Origin of the sequence: Chitinilyticum aquatile DSM 21506 (genome assembly GCF_000430805.1) — a bacterium.
GTDB classification, from domain to species: domain Bacteria; phylum Pseudomonadota; class Gammaproteobacteria; order Burkholderiales; family Chitinibacteraceae; genus Chitinilyticum; species Chitinilyticum aquatile.
Map to the genome: position 1 here is coordinate 349,960 of NZ_KE387259.1, position 15,537 is coordinate 365,496.

Annotated in this window: 14 protein-coding genes and 1 pseudogene; 5 read left to right on the forward strand and 10 right to left on the reverse strand. The window is 61.4% G+C overall.

The window, feature by feature from the left end; translation table 11 throughout:
* Window positions 1-45: 45 nt before the first annotated feature.
* Window positions 46-423, reverse strand: coding sequence for a response regulator (locus tag H559_RS0114845; protein WP_028453317.1), 378 nt, complete (start codon window positions 421-423; stop codon window positions 46-48).
* Window positions 424-523: 100 nt separating this feature from the next.
* Between H559_RS0114845 and mutL the strand changes: the two genes are divergently transcribed.
* The 4 genes from mutL to miaA all read left to right on the forward strand — a co-directional run bounded on the left by mutL (window position 524) and on the right by miaA (window position 6,109).
* Window positions 524-2,512, forward strand: coding sequence for a DNA mismatch repair endonuclease MutL (gene mutL, locus H559_RS0114850; protein ID WP_028453318.1), 1,989 nt, complete (start codon window positions 524-526; stop codon window positions 2,510-2,512).
* A gap of 1 nt (window position 2,513) precedes the next feature.
* Entirely contained in the window at window positions 2,514-4,427 is a 1,914-nt protein-coding gene (locus H559_RS0114855; RefSeq protein WP_028453319.1) for a B12-binding domain-containing radical SAM protein, read from the forward strand.
* 199 nt (window positions 4,428-4,626) lie between these two features.
* Window positions 4,627-5,097 carry a hypothetical protein gene (locus H559_RS0114860; protein ID WP_028453320.1) on the forward strand — a complete coding sequence of 157 codons (471 nt, stop codon included), beginning with the start codon at window positions 4,627-4,629 and terminating at the stop codon, window positions 5,095-5,097.
* Window positions 5,098-5,173: 76 nt separating this feature from the next.
* Complete coding sequence (gene miaA, locus H559_RS0114865) at window positions 5,174-6,109, forward strand: tRNA (adenosine(37)-N6)-dimethylallyltransferase MiaA (protein WP_028453321.1); 936 nt, start codon at window positions 5,174-5,176, stop codon at window positions 6,107-6,109.
* Between the two features lie 314 nt (window positions 6,110-6,423).
* Here miaA and H559_RS0114875 read toward each other — a convergent pair whose 3' ends face one another.
* Window positions 6,424-7,110 carry a MarC family NAAT transporter gene (locus H559_RS0114875; protein WP_155845453.1) on the reverse strand — a complete coding sequence of 229 codons (687 nt, stop codon included), beginning with the start codon at window positions 7,108-7,110 and terminating at the stop codon, window positions 6,424-6,426.
* Window positions 7,111-7,433: 323 nt separating this feature from the next.
* Window positions 7,434-8,168, reverse strand: a complete 735-nt coding sequence (locus tag H559_RS21935) for an alpha/beta hydrolase (RefSeq protein ID WP_245579386.1) — start codon at window positions 8,166-8,168, stop codon at window positions 7,434-7,436.
* A gap of 171 nt (window positions 8,169-8,339) precedes the next feature.
* On the opposite strand from H559_RS21935, the gene H559_RS0114885 reads away from it, so the two are divergent.
* A complete protein-coding gene (locus H559_RS0114885; RefSeq protein ID WP_028453323.1) occupies window positions 8,340-9,653 on the forward strand; it encodes a Na+/H+ antiporter family protein in 1,314 nt (437 codons plus the stop codon).
* A 202-nt stretch (window positions 9,654-9,855) separates the two neighbouring features.
* Here the strand turns inward: H559_RS0114885 and H559_RS0114890 are convergent.
* The 7 genes and pseudogenes from H559_RS0114890 to rfaE2 form a co-directional block, all read right to left on the reverse strand.
* A pseudogene (locus tag H559_RS0114890) lies at window positions 9,856-10,267 on the reverse strand (transposase); the annotation flags it as partial.
* Between the two features lie 103 nt (window positions 10,268-10,370).
* Window positions 10,371-10,709, reverse strand: coding sequence for a hypothetical protein (locus H559_RS0114895; RefSeq protein ID WP_028453325.1), 339 nt, complete (start codon window positions 10,707-10,709; stop codon window positions 10,371-10,373).
* The gene (locus tag H559_RS0114900; RefSeq protein ID WP_028453326.1) at window positions 10,706-11,776 is read right to left on the reverse strand and encodes a glycoside hydrolase family 18 protein; all 1,071 of its coding nucleotides are present in this window, start codon (window positions 11,774-11,776) and stop codon (window positions 10,706-10,708) included. The genes H559_RS0114895 and H559_RS0114900 overlap by 4 nt, the downstream gene beginning before the upstream one ends.
* Window positions 11,777-11,882: 106 nt before the next feature.
* Window positions 11,883-12,233 (reverse strand): RidA family protein, encoded by a 351-nt coding sequence (locus H559_RS0114905; protein WP_028453327.1) that lies wholly within the window; start codon window positions 12,231-12,233, stop codon window positions 11,883-11,885.
* 86 nt (window positions 12,234-12,319) lie between these two features.
* On the reverse strand, window positions 12,320-13,516 hold the full coding sequence (locus H559_RS0114910) for a DesA family fatty acid desaturase (RefSeq protein ID WP_028453328.1): 1,197 nt from the start codon (window positions 13,514-13,516) through the stop codon (window positions 12,320-12,322).
* Window positions 13,517-13,610: 94 nt separating this feature from the next.
* On the reverse strand, window positions 13,611-14,927 hold the full coding sequence (locus tag H559_RS0114915; RefSeq protein ID WP_034641497.1) for a mechanosensitive ion channel family protein: 1,317 nt from the start codon (window positions 14,925-14,927) through the stop codon (window positions 13,611-13,613).
* Window positions 14,924-15,415, reverse strand: coding sequence for a D-glycero-beta-D-manno-heptose 1-phosphate adenylyltransferase (gene rfaE2 / locus H559_RS0114920; RefSeq protein ID WP_155845461.1), 492 nt, complete (start codon window positions 15,413-15,415; stop codon window positions 14,924-14,926). The genes H559_RS0114915 and rfaE2 overlap by 4 nt, the downstream gene beginning before the upstream one ends.
* Window positions 15,416-15,537: the final 122 nt, after the last annotated feature.

The following is a 15,537-nucleotide window of genomic DNA, read 5'->3' on the forward strand; positions in this document are numbered from 1 at the left end:
CCGCAGGCACGCGCTGCGGGTTTTTCGTTATCTGCCCGGGCAAACTCAGCCATCGAGCTCCAGCGCATGCCCCACCGCAGCCAGCAGCTTGGCCGGCGTGAAGGGTTTGACGACAAACCCGGCAGCCCCCTTGCCCAGCGCACCGCGCACCCGCTCAACTGTGGCCTCGGCCGTGACCATCACCACTTTCGGCGCCGGTTGCTGCTTCAGGATTTCAGGCAGCAGATCCAGGCCGTTGGCCTCGGGCAGGTTGATATCCAGCAGCACCAGTTGCGGGTGATGCTGCTTGACCAGATCGAGCACGTTGTCGGCGTGCGCCGATTCGGCCAGCACTTCGAAATCCACGCTGCGCAGGATGGAAGACATCAGGCTGCGCAGCACACTGTCGTCATCAACCAGGATGCAGGTCTGTTTGCGGGGCATGTTGAAGGTCACCTCAGGGCAGTTCCGGACGGGCAGGCTGATATACTGTTTGCAGCACGGCCCAAGACATTTCTTTCAATACTAGTTCATCAAGACCGACATGCCACGTATCCAGGTTCTTCCCGACCAGCTCGTCAACCAGATCGCCGCCGGCGAAGTGGTCGAGCGCCCGGCCAATGCACTCAAGGAGATGCTGGAAAACAGCCTGGATGCCGGCAGCAGCAATCTGCACATCGAGCTGCTCAATGGCGGCACCAAGCTGATCAGGATCACCGACGACGGCTGCGGCATTGCCCGCGACGACCTGCCACTTGCGCTGCACCGCCACGCCACCAGCAAGATCGCCAGCTTCGACGATCTGCAGCGTGTCGCCACGCTGGGCTTTCGCGGCGAAGGGCTGGCGTCGATTGCGTCCGTTTCGCGGCTCACGCTCACCAGCCGCTATCAGGATGACAGCCACGCCTGGCGTGTCGAGGCCGATCACGGCAATCTGGGCGAGATCGAGCCCGCCGCACTCAGCCACGGCACGACCATCGAAGTGCACGAGCTCTATCACCAGCTGCCGGCACGCCGCAAATTCCTCAAATCGGACGCCACCGAATTCGCGCACTGCGCCGAGATGGTCAAGCGCCTGGCGCTCGCCAATCCGGACAAGCAGTTCACGCTGCTGCACAACGGCCGCGCCGCCTTGCGCCTCGTTGCCGGCGATCTGGCGCGCCGCGCGGGCGAGCTGCTGGGCGAAGAATTCGTCACATCGGGAGTCCATGTCGATGAAGGCTTCGGCCCGCTGCGCCTTTACGGCATCACAGGCAGCCCGACGCTGGGCAAGGCCAGCCGCGATGCACAGTATTTCTTCGTCAATGGCCGTTTCGTGCGCGACAAGGTCATCCAGCACGCGCTGCGCGAAGCCTACCGCGACGTGCTGCATCACGACCGCCATGCGGCCTACTGCCTCTTCCTCGAACTCGACCCGGAAACGGTGGACGTCAACGTGCACCCGACCAAGATCGAGGTGCGTTTCCGCGAAAGCCAGGCCGTCTACCGCTTCCTGCTCACCAGCCTGACCAAGGCACTGGCCGGCACCCGTGCGGGCGCCGGCAACGGGCAGGTGCAGCCAGAACAGACAACCGTGCCAGCAGGCATCGACCCGGACACCGGCGAAGTGCTCGCGCGCCCGACACCACAGCCAGCCTCCACTGCAGCGGCAGCGCCGGCAAGCGCGCCGCGCGCGCCGACTTACGCCGAGCTCGCCGCGCGCCAGCAAGCCATCCCGCTCGCCAGCGCCCGCGAAGGACTGGGCTTCTACGACAAGCTGATTGGTGATCTGCGCCGTGATACGGGCACTGGTAGTACCCCACAACCCAATAAATCAGAAGACTCCAGCCCAATACCCTCAAGTTTGCCCTGGCAGCCATTGGGTGAACCGGTAGCGGCAACGCGGCCGGAAACCGCCGCCCCCCAGCCAGCGCCTGCGGCCAGCATGCCTGCCGATGACGCACCACTGATTCCGCCACTGGGCTTTGCGCTGGGCCAGCTGCACGGCGTCTACATCCTCAGCCAGGCGCCCGATGGCCTGATCGTCGTCGACATGCACGCCGCGCACGAGCGCATCGTCTATGAAAAGCTGAAAACCGCGCTCGACCTGCGCCAGATGCCGACCCAGCCCTTGCTGATTCCGCACGTCTTCGCCGCTGATCGCCTTGATGTCGCCACCGTGGAAGATCACGGCGCGGAACTCGCGCAGCTCGGGCTTGAGCTGTCAGTGATGTCGCCGACGCAGCTTGCGGTGCGTGCGGTGCCGCTGCTGCTGAAAGACGCCGATGTGGTCGAGCTGGCGCGCGCGATGCTCGCCGACGTGCGAACGGTCGGCATCAGCCAGATGCTGGCCGGCCGCAGGAACGAGCTGCTCGCCACCATGGCCTGCCACGGTGCAGTGCGCGCCAACCGCCAGCTCACCCTGCCGGAAATGAATGCGCTGCTGCGCGACATGGAAGCAACCGAGCGCAGCGGCCAGTGCAATCACGGCCGTCCGACGTGGTTCCGGCTGACGATGAAAGACCTCGACGGCCTGTTCATGAGGGGGCAATGACATGACGACCCTCCGCGTGCTATCGCTCATCCCGCCGATGACACAGCTCAATACCCCCTACCCATCCACCGCCTACATCACCGGCTTCTTGCGCTTGCGAAGCATACCCTCGGAACAGGAAGACCTGGCGCTGGCGCTGGTGCTGCGGCTGCTGTCAAAGGACGGCCTTGCGCGCGTGCTCGACGCGGTGCTCGACATTCCGAAGAAGCAGCGCAGCCCGGCACTGCGCTTCTTCATCCACCATTACGAACACTACCAGCGCACCATCGCGCCGGTGATCGCCTTCCTGCAAGGGCGCGATACCACACTGGCGCACCGCATCGTCAGCCGGACCTTCCTGCCCGAAGGCCCGCGCTTCGCAGCGGTGGACGCCTACACCATTGACGACAGCAACGATCCGCTGGCCTGGGCCTTCGGTGCGCTGGGCACGCATGACCGTGCCCGTCATCTGGCGACGCTGTATCTGAACGATCTCGCCGATGTGCTGCGCGATGGCATCGATGAACGCTTCGAGTTCGTGCGCTACGCCGATTCGCTGGCGATCAGCCAGCCGACCTTCGAGCCGCTGGCACAAGCACTCGCTGCGCCGCCCAATCTGATCGACCGCGAACTGGCGGAACTGACGCTCGCAACGATTACGCGCCACCAGCCCGATCTGGTCCTGCTCTCGGTGCCCTTTCCCGGCGCGGTGTACGCCGCGTTTCGCATCGCGCAGACAATCAGGGCAAACCATCCGCAGATCAGGATCGCGCTGGGTGGCGGCTTTGCCAATACCGAGCTGCGCGAGCTGAAAGAAGCCCGCGTCTTCGATTATTTCGACTTCGTCACGCTGGATTCGGGCGAACGCCCGCTGCTGGCACTGATCGACCATCTGCAAGGCAAACGCTCGGCCGAGCGGCTGGTTCGCACGTTTGTTCGAGAGAACGGCAAGGTCCGCTACATCAACTTCCCCGAGCCCGACGTTCCCTTCGAGGAATGGGGTGCGCCAACCTGGGATGGGCTGCCGATTCACGACTACCTGTCACTGCTGGACATGCTCAACCCCATGCACCGTCTGTGGAGCGACGGGCGCTGGAACAAGCTGACCGTCGCGCACGGCTGCTACTGGAAAAAATGCAGCTTCTGTGACATCACGCTCGACTACATTTCACGCTACGAAACCGCGTCGGCCGAAATTCTGGTCGACCGCATCGAAGCCATCATCGCCGAGACGGGGCAAACCGGTTTTCACTTCGTCGATGAAGCCGCACCGCCGAAAATGCTCAAGGCGCTGGCCGAAGAACTGCTGCGCCGTGGCGTGACGATTTCGTGGTGGGGCAACATCCGCTTCGAAAAATCGTTCACGCCCGAGCTGTGCCAGTTGCTGGCTGACAGCGGCTGCATCGCCATTTCCGGCGGACTGGAAGTCGCCAGTGACCGCTTGCTTACGCTGATGAAAAAAGGCGTGTCCGTCGAACAGGTCGCGCGCGTCACCGCCGGCTTCTCGCAGGCCGGCATTCTGGTGCACGCCTACCTGATGTACGGCTTTCCGACGCAAACGCTGCACGATACCGTCGATGCGCTCGAATACGTACGCCAACTGTTTTCTGAAGGCTGCATCCAGTCCGGCTTTTTCCACCGCTTTGCCTGTACCGTGCATTCGCCGGTCGGCAAGAATCCGGAAGAATACGGTGTGCAGCTGATTCCGCTGCCGGAAATCACCTTCGCCACCAACGACGTCGGCTTTATCGATCCGACCGGCGTTGATCACGATGCGCTCGGTCGCGCGCTCAACAAGGCGCTCTACAATTACATGCACGGGCTGTGTCTGGATGACGACGTGCGCGGCTGGTTTGCCGAATTTGTCGACAGCCACATTCCGAAACCGCGTGTGTCACGCAACTTCATCGCCCGCGCACTTGCCCCCCCACGCTAGGCTCCCGCTGGAAACAGCGGTGTGACCCGCTCTTCGTCAGACCTGAAAGATGCACAAGACAACAAGACATTGATTTGCAATGACAAAATCGCAATGAATTTTGCCTGGCGCGTGATTTTGGTAAAAGTACCACGCCCCCTCCCTGCAAGTTTGCGGCAATGCAACATCAAACCGGTACAGGCAAGGCATACTGCGCGGCATGAACAAGATCAGTACCCGCAACCATAGCGGCGGCAGCCGCTTCGCTCCGCACGGCCACGTCGAAATCTGGGCCGAAGGGCAATTGCTGCGCTATCAGGCCACCGGCCCCTTCAATCTCGAACTGCTGCAGGCACTCGATGCGGCCGACCGCGGCCTGATGGCCGCCACTGCCGCGCAGGGCCCGTTTGCCATCCTCGCCGAATTTGCCGGCAGCATCGCAGCCACACCGGATGCGCTGGCGGCGCTCGAAGCCTCGCTCGCGGCACAGAATGCCGCCGGGCTGGCCAGCGCCGCCGTGGCCTTCGTTGTCGACCCTGATGCGGAAGGCGCCGTGTTGATGCGCAGCATCATTGCGGACATCTATGCCCGACAGGGGCTGCCGTTTGGCTGGTTCGGCACGCTGGACGACGCGCGCGGCTGGCTGGCTGCCCAGATGGCAGCTGCCACCACGCTGGTGACATCGCCGTAAGTACGGCAGGCCGCTATACTTGCCGCCTTACGAGCGGCAGACCGCCGCCCGCTTCTGCGTTTCGCCGGATTGAACCATGCTCCCACTGCCGCCCGCCGTCTTCCTGATGGGCCCGACCGCTTCAGGCAAAACTGCCGCCGCCATTCACCTGATCGAATCCGGCCTGCCCGTCGAGCTGATTTCGGTCGATTCCGCTCTGGTGTTCCGCGACATGAACGTCGGCACGGCCAAGCCGACGCCGGATGAACTGGCGCGTGCGCCGCATCAGCTCATCGACATCATCAGTCCCGAGGAAAGCTATTCGGCTGGCCAGTTCCGCGACGATGCACTGAGCTTGATGGCGGAAATCACCGCACGCGGCAAGATTCCGGTGCTGGTCGGCGGCACCATGCTCTACTACAACACGCTGCAGCACGGCATCCACGATCTGCCGCAGGGTGATGCCGCCTTGCGTGCGGAGCTGGAAGCCGAGGCAGCCCGCTTCGGCTGGCCGCATCTGCATGCCAGACTGGCCACGCTCGACCCGGAAACCGCTGCGCGGCTCAAACCGACCGATTCGCAGCGCATCGAGCGCGCCATCGAAATCTGCCTGCTGGCCGGCCGGCCAATGTCGGCAATTCTGGCCGAACCCGGCGCAGCGCCGCTCCCCTACCACTTGCTGAAAATCGCACTGGAGCCATCGGACCGCGCGGTGCTGCATGATCGCATTGCGTTGCGCTTCGATGCGATGCTGCTGAACGGACTGCTGGACGAAGTCAGTGCCTTGCGCCAGAAATACACGCTGTCGCTCGATCTGCCGTCGATGCGCTGCGTCGGCTACCGGCAAGCGTGGGAGCATCTGGATGGCACGTACGACCATGCTGAAATGCGCTATCGTGGCATCGTCGCGACACGCCAGCTCTGCAAGCGCCAGCTCACCTGGCTGCGCGGCATGGATGATGTCGAGCGCATTGATTGTCTGCAGTCCGGCGTTCCCGCTGCGATTGCCGCACGCATCATGGCCCTGTGCTGATACATACCAATCTACCGGCCTGTATCCCTTTCGCATGAATGGATACAAGGCAATACCCTGGCAAAGCCAACTGGACCAGGCTGACTTGTCCGGCCATGGTGAACCGGAGTCAGTGGCTTGCCGCGTATTCGGCGGCAAACCACAGCAGAATTTGCCGGCAACTCAGCCAGCTCTTGGATTCGGGTTTGAACATGGGCTTCTCCGCAAAGGATCGATGAAGCCCTAGTCTAGGCCGCCGTCCGGTCTGGCAAAAATCAAACAAATCAAGCGTAGCGATTGCCTGAAACTATGAAATCAGGACACGCTGGCCTGCCTCAATGACTGGCGGCTACCCGCTGCGGCATGAAGGTCGGGTCGTGCAGCAGATTGCTCACGCCGTTGATGAAAAACTGCACGCCGATACAGATCAGGAAAAAACCCATGATGCGCACGACCGCACTGATGCCGTTTTCCCCCAGTACGCGGTAGAGCGGCGCCGCTGCACGCAGCGTGAGCCAGGATATCCAAGCCGTCAGCGCGATGCCGGCAACCACGCTGGCATACCCCAGCAGCAGCGGCATGTCGTGCTGCGCGTGCAGACCGGAGGACATCGAGATCACCACAGCAATCGAGCCGGGGCCTGACAGAAAGGGCATCGCCAGCGGCGTGAAGGAAATGTCGTCCTTGTTGTGCGCTTCTTCTTCGGCCGCATTGCTGAGGCCTGCCGGGCGCTCGGCCGGAAACAGCATGCGAAAGCCGATGAAGCTGACGATCATCCCGCCGGCAATGCGCAGGCCGGGAATGGAGATGCTGAAGAAATCCATGATCAGCGCGCCAGCCAGCAGGAAGGTCGTGAGGATGCCGGCCATGTAGCAGCACGCACGCTTCACCTGGCGGGCGCGCTCGGCTTCGCTCAGATGCGCGGTCAGGCCAGGCAGCACGCCGACAGAAATCAGTGGATTACAGATCGGCAGCAGTGCCATCAGGGTGCCGAAAATGGTGGTGAATATCGCGAACAGCATGGTCACAGCCCGGAGCAGATGGAATGAACAGGCGATATTGTGCGCCGCTGCGCCAGCCAACTCCAGGTAAATTCCGGACAAAAAAAGACCACCGCGCGGGTGGCCTCAAGATCAATCTAGGAGAGATAGCAAGAAAGCAGCGTGTTCTGCGTGCTTGCCATGGAAACCATTATCCGGACATGCCCTCACCGCGTCGCGGCAGAAAGTCACACCGCGGAAGGCAAAATTACCATGCCCCCTGATGGCCGCCGCCTTATACGCGCCATTGTATTACCTCAAAGCCTTTATTTTTCAATGGCTCCAGGCCAATACCCATACCATGATCATTCAGCGGCATGGAGTTCAACCCATTGCGCCAAGCGGTCGGCCAGACGCATGCGCCACGGCCGGCGCGAAAAGGTGTGGTCGACGCCCGGCCATTCTTCGCGCAGGGCATGCGGTATCGCTGCCTGCAGCGGCAGGGTTTCCTGCGGCGGCACGGCCGCATCGGCCCCGCCATGCACGATCAGCACCGGCAGGCGAAGGGTATGCAGGCCGGCGAGCGGATCAAGCTGGGTCAGCTCGTTGACCAGCGCCAGCCCGATTTCCATGCCGAGAAAATCACTGCGGCCATCCGGCAGGCTCTCGCCCTGCGCGGCCGCCTGGGCCACCACGCTGGCCAGATTGAGGGCCGGCGCAGCAAGGCTGAGCGAGCGCAGCGGCACCGGCAGCTCCTGCGCCGCCAGCATTGCAGCTCGTCCGCCCATGCTGAACCCGAACAGATGCCAGCCCAGCTGCGGGTAGCGTGCCGCCAGCTCGCGCAGCAGAAAACGCGTCACCAGCGCCTGCTGCGCCAGCGTGATGTCGGCAAATTCGCCGTCGCTTTCGCCACAGCCCGGAAAGTCGAAGCGGAAGGTGGCAATGCCGCGCTCGGCCAGCCGGCGCGACAGCTCGACAAAAAAGTAGGTGAACTCAAGCCGGTTCCCGGTAAACCCGTGCAACAGCAGCAGGCCCTGGGTTGCGCCTGCCGGTACGTCGATACTGCCGGCGAGGGTTTTGCCCTGCCAGTCAAGCTGCATGAAATCCACGTGTAGCCTCCATGTATGCCAATTGCATTGCCGTATCTTGCCAGATTTGTTGCAGTGCAAGGAAACGGCACAGCGGCACTGTGGTTACGGAAATCACCGATGCCGGCCAGCGCAATACCCCGTAGAGTGCAGGGTACTCCATCAACCATCCGGATTGCCGTCGTGAATTCCGTCCTGCTTGCCGTCGCACTGATGCTCGGCCTCTCGCTACTGCGTGTCAATGTTGTGATCAGCCTGATTGTCAGTGCTGTTGTCGGCGGCATTGCCGGCGGGCTGACCATCGGCGCAACGCTCACCGCCTTCCAGAACGGCTTGGGCGGCGGTGCCGGCGTTGCGCTCTCGTATGCCCTGCTGGGCGCGTTCGCGATGGCACTGGCCGAATCCGGCCTGCCACATGCACTGGCTGACAAACTGGCGGCACTCGTCAAGCGCCAGGGTGCCGGCGCCCGCGTGAAATGGGGCATCCTGCTGGCGGTGCTCGCCATGGCAATTGCCTCGCAGAACCTGCTGCCGATCCACATTGCCTTCATCCCGCTGATGCTGCCGCCGCTCTTGTACACGCTGACGCTGTTCAAGGTCGATCGCCGCATGATCGCGTGCATCCTGACTTTCGGCCTGATCACGCCCTATATGTGGCTGCCCTTCGGCTTTGGCGAAATCTTTCTGAAGCAGATCCTGCTGGGCAATATCGAGAAAGCGGGGCTGCAGGTCGCCGGTGTCGATGTGATGCACGCCATGCTGATCCCGGCGCTGGGCATGCTGGTCGGCCTGCTGCTGGCCGTGTTTGTGGGCTACCGCAAGCCGCGGGACTATGACCTGGGCAAACTCGCTGAAGTCGAGCAGGAAGAGCGTCGTTACACACCACGTTCGCTGGCGGTGGCCGGTGCTGCGGTCGTTGCCACCTTTGCGGTGCAGCTGTGGCTGGATTCGATGCTGCTTGGTGCGCTGGCCGGCTTCATCCTGTGTGTGGCCGGCGGCGCAGTGAACTGGCGCAATGCCGACACCACGTTCACCAGCGGCATGAAGCTGATGGCTACCATCGGCCTGATCATGATTGCCGCCTCGGGCTTTGCCGAGGTGATGAAGGCGACCGGCGACGTGCAACGGCTGGTGGCGCATTCGGTCGAATTCGTTGGCGGCAGCAAGGGGCTGGGTGCATTCCTGATGCTGCTGGTCGGCCTGATCGTCACGCTGGGCATCGGCTCGTCCTTTTCCACCGTCCCCATCATTGCCACGCTCTTCGTTCCACTGGCAATGCAGCTGGGTTTCTCACCCGTCGCCATCGTCTGCCTCGTCGGCGTTGCCGGCGCACTGGGTGATGCCGGTTCGCCGGCATCCGATTCGACGCTGGGTCCGACTTCCGGCCTGAATGTCGACGGCCAGCATGACCACATGTGGGATACCGTGGTGCCAACCTTTATCTACTACAACATCCCGCTGCTGGTGTTCGGCTGGATTGCGGCCATGATTTTGTAGCAATTGTAACGTCTGCAACCGTTTAACGAGAATGGCTGGAACCAATACATGCATGAAACATGCGCGAAAGCCGCTCCATAATTGTGAGATAGATGTTTTCTTCGCGAGAAGCATACTATGCGGAGAAATGGAGGGTGTCTTGGTTTTGGGCTGCGTTACACAAATCAAATCAGGGCCAGACTTCCCCTAGCCCCAGATGGAATTATCCTACGCGCACCGTTTCCGGTATCCCGAGCTGCGTAAAACGGTTCAGCAGTACCGCTCGGCCTTGCAACTCGGCAACCTGACGATAAAAAGTCGCGCGACATCACGCGTTCGCCCAGCAGTTTGAAGCACCGCATCTTGGTTTCGACCAAAGTACGTCGATGGTAGCCGCTCCAGTTCTTCCAGAGAGCGCGCCAGAGATATTTCGTCGCCCGTAATGCCTCATTGCGAACCAATGCGCCGGCGGTGTTTTCTTTCCAGGGCTTACCATTCTTGCGCACAAGCATGATGGCTTCGGCCTCGCGGCTGGCAATCGCGGCATAGCAGCCCTTAGTGTCATAGGCGCCGTCGCCAACAACAGAAACCAGCATCTCATCGCTCGGAATTTGTGCCAGCAGATCAGGCAAGACGAATTGGGCGGCGATGTGGTCAGATCAAGCAGGATGCGTGCCGATTTGTGCAACAAAGCCGGCCTCAGGCTCATGTCAATCCGCAGGGTAAGCTCGTACTTCTTCATGATGATTTCTGACCTTTGCGCAGCAGTGTGACTTGCCCAAGCTTCAACTCCAACAGGCTCAGGCGCTCCGCTTCAGCAAGCCCGCCCTTTCCTGCGAACTCCACGCGAAAGCACGTATCAGGCAAATCCTCTTCCCGGATCGAGCCCTTGAGCTGGAGCTGCACGTCACCAAGCCGCGCGCTCCAGCCAAAGTCGTAATCCTGATTCGCAAGCGGGCGAAAGAAATAGCCGGCCTCTTGCGCACCAAGCATGCCAAACACGGCCAAGGCGGCATCCTTGAGGCACAAGCCGGGCGCCGGCAAGATCAATTCAACCGTGTGCGCGAGCATCTTCATCCTTGGCCGGCCATCCCCTTAACCAGCGTATCCAGCAACTCGCCGGTAGCGTCCTCCATCAGCTCCCAGAAAAACACGCCAGCCAGCCCTCGTGCATGGGCGTAGCGGCATTTCCAGACCAGTGATTCGGGGTCGTCGTAGGTGATGTAATGCTCGCCGTCGAACAGCCACGGCGCCTTGGCGTTGTCATCCCAGTAGCGGGTATAACGACCGGAGGGAATAAGTTCGGAGGCTATCGAGGTATACGAGTGGGTGGTATTGGATTTGGGCGTGCCCGGCTGGCCGTGCCCGCCGTTGACATTGACTACCCCGTGCAGGCCTCGACCGTAAAAGGCGGCTCCCAGTACCATCTTTTCGACCGGCACGCCGGCTCTGGCAAACAATTCGATGCCGTCTGCCGCACACCAGCCCTTGGGGTCGCGCGGTGTGGCGAAGAGCGCGGTGTGATGGCCGGCCTTCACGGCCCAGCCGTTGTAGAGGTCGTAGCTCATCATGTTGACGAGATCGAGCTCCGCCGCCACGGCGGCCATTTCCACGCCATCGAGATAGAACTGCTCGATACCCACTGCGGCGGTCAGCAGATACGGCTCTGTACGCCCTTCGCGCACGGCGAGCGCCTGCATTTCGCTGCGCACGGCGCGCAGCATCAGCGTGAAATTCTGCTTGTCTTCCGGGCGGGCCTTGATGCTGGCCATGTCGTTGGACGGGTATTCCCAGTCCATGTCGATGCCGTCGAAACCACGTTCATGCATGAATGCCACCGCCGATCTGGCGAAGCGGGCGCGGCTTTCATCGGTCAGGGCGGCGTCGGAAAAGCCGTCTGCACTCCAGCCGCCCACCGAGATCAGCGTTTTCAGTGCCCGATTGCGTGCCTTGAGCTGGGGCAGTTCGGCACAGAGGGCGTTGCGGCGGGCCACATCGCCCGGCTCGTGCTCGGCAAACACCACATCTCCATCCTGTACCTGCGCAAAGGCAAAGCAGAGATGAGTCAGTTTTTCAGCGGGAATGTCGGCGACATTCCCGATGCGGTTGCTGGCGACATACGCCAGCAGGATGGGCTTGCTCATGCCATTTCCTTCGGTGCGGGCAAAAGCTCATGCTAATCGCTGCCCTGCCGGGAGCAAAGCAGCTTTTTCACACCGGGAACAATCGAGCAAGCGCGGAAAAGTTTTCTTACAGCGCCGCCACAACCGTCATTTCGACCTTGTAGCGCGGGTCGGCCAGCCTGGCCTCGACGGTGGCACGAGCCGGTGGATGGCCATGCGCCACCCATTCAGCCCAGACTTCGTTCATGGCGTCGTAGTCAGCCATGTCTGCCAGGTAGATGGTCGTAGTGAGAATCTTGCTCTTGTCCGAGCCAACCTGGTGCAGCAGGCGGTCGATAAAGCCCAGGACTTCACGAGTCTGCTGCCGGGCATCTCCGCTGAGATCTTCGGCGATCTGGCCGGCCAGGTAGACAGTGTTGTTGTGGACGACGATTTCACACAGGCGCGGGCCGACGTGGTAACGCTGGATCGAGGACATGAACGCTCTCCGGATGAATGGAATGACAGAAACCTGAACGACAGAAGCGGGCCGCAGCCCGCTTCTGCACCGATGTATTCAGTGTATCAAACGGCAGCAATGCTACGCAGCCGATGTGCAAATTCCTGCAGGGCCTGGATACCGCTGGCTTCGGCGCGCGTGCACCAGTCCTGCAAGTGCTGCACCAGTTCCTTGCGGCTAAGACTGGAACGCTCCCACAGGCGGCACAGCTCCTGCCGCATCGTATACACCTGTGCCAGCACCTGCGACTGCGCCAGCAATGCGGCCAGCCGGTCGCGTTCGGCAGGCGGGGTATCCTTCGCGTCCTGTTTCAGCCAGACCTTCATGCTGCGCCAGTTCCATTGCGGCAGCCGCGCCGTTCCACCGAGGCGCTCCAGCTCGGCCTCGACCGTGGCACGCACGCTGCGGGCATAATTGGCGGCGATGGCGTAGCGGTTGGCGACAATGGCGGCCAGTGCCTGCTCGTCAAGCTGTACCCGTGTTTCAGCCAGCCTGAGCTGCGGTGAAACACGGCGCACCTTTGCCAGATGCAGCATTTCCATGATGCGGATATACATCCAGCCGATATCGAACTCGAACCACTTGTAGGACAGGCGTGCGGATGTACCGAAGGTGTGATGGTTGTTGTGCAGCTCTTCCCCGCCGATCAGGATGCCCCAGGGGACGAGATTGGTGGCGGCATCTTCGTTCTCGAAATTGCGGTAACCCCAGTAATGTCCGACACCATTGATGACGCCGGCGGCAAAAAAGGGAATCCACACCATCTGCACGGCCCAGATCCAGATGCCGTTGGTCCCGAACAGCGCGAAGTCGATCAGGAACATCAGAGTCGGCCCCCAGCTGCTGTGCGGGGTGTACAGATGCCGTTCGATCCAGTCAGCGGGAGTGCCGTGACCGTACTTTTCCAGGGTCTCGGCATTCTTCGACTCAGTACGGTATAGCTCTGCTCCCTGCCACAGCACTTTCTTCAGCCCCAATACCTGGGGAGAGTGCGGGTCTTCGGCCGTCTCGCAGCGCGCATGATGCTTGCGATGGATGGCAGCCCATTCCTTCGTGACCATACCGGTGGTCAGCCACAGCCAGAACCGGAAAAAATGACTGACAAGCGGGTGGAGATCCAGCGCGCGGTGCGCCTGGTGCCGGTGCAGGAAAATCGTGACGCCGGCAATGGTGATGTGGGTTAGCGTCAGCGCGACCAGCACATAACCCCACCAGGGCAGATCGACGGCCCCCGTCAGAATGGCAAGCAGAACCTCTTCCATCGCAAAACACCTCCACTGCAGCAACAGCCGGCCCACCCCGAATAGGCGGACTGAAATGTAAGTCTAAATCGCAGGGGCCTTGCGCGTACGCTTATTACGCTTGGGGCGCCTCCCGTACATCGGATGCCTGGTGCACGTACACATCGCGGCGCGGATATGGAATTTCGATGCCGTGTTCGGCAAACGCTTTCCAGATCGCCATGTTCAGATCGTGCTTGAGTCCCAGTTGCCCGTTTTCGGGGTCACGCAGGAAGAAACCCAGCGTGAGATTGATGCCGCTGTCGGCAAACGCCGCGACAAAGCCGCCCGGTGCCGGTGTATCGCATACGCGAGGATGGGCACTGGCAATATCGGCCAGCAGCTTCGTTGCCAACTCGAGATCGGTGCCATAAGCCACCTGCACCGGCAAGCCTACCCAGATTGACTTGTCCGAATACGACTGGTTCACCACCGTCGATGTCACCAGTGTTTCATTCGGAATGAGCGCCTCGGTGCCGTCGGCCGAGCGCAGCACCACGTAGCGCGAGGTCAGTCCCCGGATAATGCCGGTACGGTTATCCACCTGGATCATGTCACCCAGCTTGACCGAACGGTCCAGCAGGATGATGAAGCCCGACACATAGTTCGACGCGATTTTCTGCAGGCCAAAACCCAGACCGATACCGATGGCGCCACCGAACACCGACAGCACGGTGAGATCGATTCCCACCAGCGGCAGCGCAACAATCACGGCCAGCACCACCAGCGCCGACTGGATGATCTTCACCAGCACCACGCGGACATTCATGTCCAGCGTTTCGCTCTTCATCAGGCGGCGCTCGGTTTCGCGCCCGATCCACATTGCCACCAGCATGGTCATCGCCACCGAGAACAGGCCGTACAGGATGGTCAGCAGCGAAATGTGCGTCTTGCCCACATTGAAGGCGAGGCTGTCGAGGTATTCGGTAATTTCCGGCAGGATGCCGACGATGTGCAGCGCGTACAGGCACCAGATCATCAGCGCAATGCGGCGCTCCCAGCGCCGCACCCAGAGCGCGTTGTTGAACACATGGCGCAGCACATAGACCAGTACGCGGATATTGGCCATTGCCATCAGCAGGACACTGGCCATGGCCAGTGGCTTGAACGGCCCGCTGAGCCATTGCTGCAGCAGCAGTTGCCCCACCTTTACCAGCAAAAAGGCATTGAGCGGAAACCAGACGCGCGCCAGTCCTTCGCGGCCAAAGCGCAGCGCCGACGAGCCGGTTTCCCCTTGCGCGGCGATCTTGCGCCGCACCTGCCGGCTGATCAGCCAGGCCACCAGCAGCGCCACCGCAATCACGGCAACCTGCCACCAGAACAGGGCACTGTTCAGGCCGTGCTGGTGAATATCCGAAATCAGTTCGGCAAGAAGATTGTGCTTTTCGATCATGAGCTTGTACGGATCTTGTTCAGGGTTTGCGTGGTTGAAGTCTGATGCAGGAAAGGAATCGAATGAACTTGCCCGCCCCAGCCCAGCACCTCGCTGCTGCCGACAATACGGTCGATTGTCCAGTCACCGCCTTTCACCAGAATGTCAGGTTTGATCTGCATGATCAGCTCATACGGCGTGTCCTCGTCAAACCAGGTCACCAGATCGACCGAAGCCAGCGCGGCCAGAACTGCCGCGCGCATTTCGGTGCTGTTGATCGGGCGGTCATCGCCCTTGCCCAGCCGGCGCACCGACGCATCGGTATTGATCGCCAGAATCATCGCCGCACCCAGTTCGCGCGCCTGCGCCAGATAGCTGACATGGCCACGGTGCAGGATGTCGAAACAGCCGTTGGTGAACACCAGCGGCCGCGGCAGGCTGGCGATCCGGCCGGCCAGTTCGGCAGGCGGGCAGATCTTGTTTTCGAAAGCGGGCGCAGGATAGATCATCATTCTCAACCAGTGGAATCAACAAAGCCGGAGCTCCATTGTACGGATGTTCCGGCTTATCATTACAGCGGAATTAGACCGGCAGCCCCGGCACTTTGCAACCCGCAATAATCACGGACACA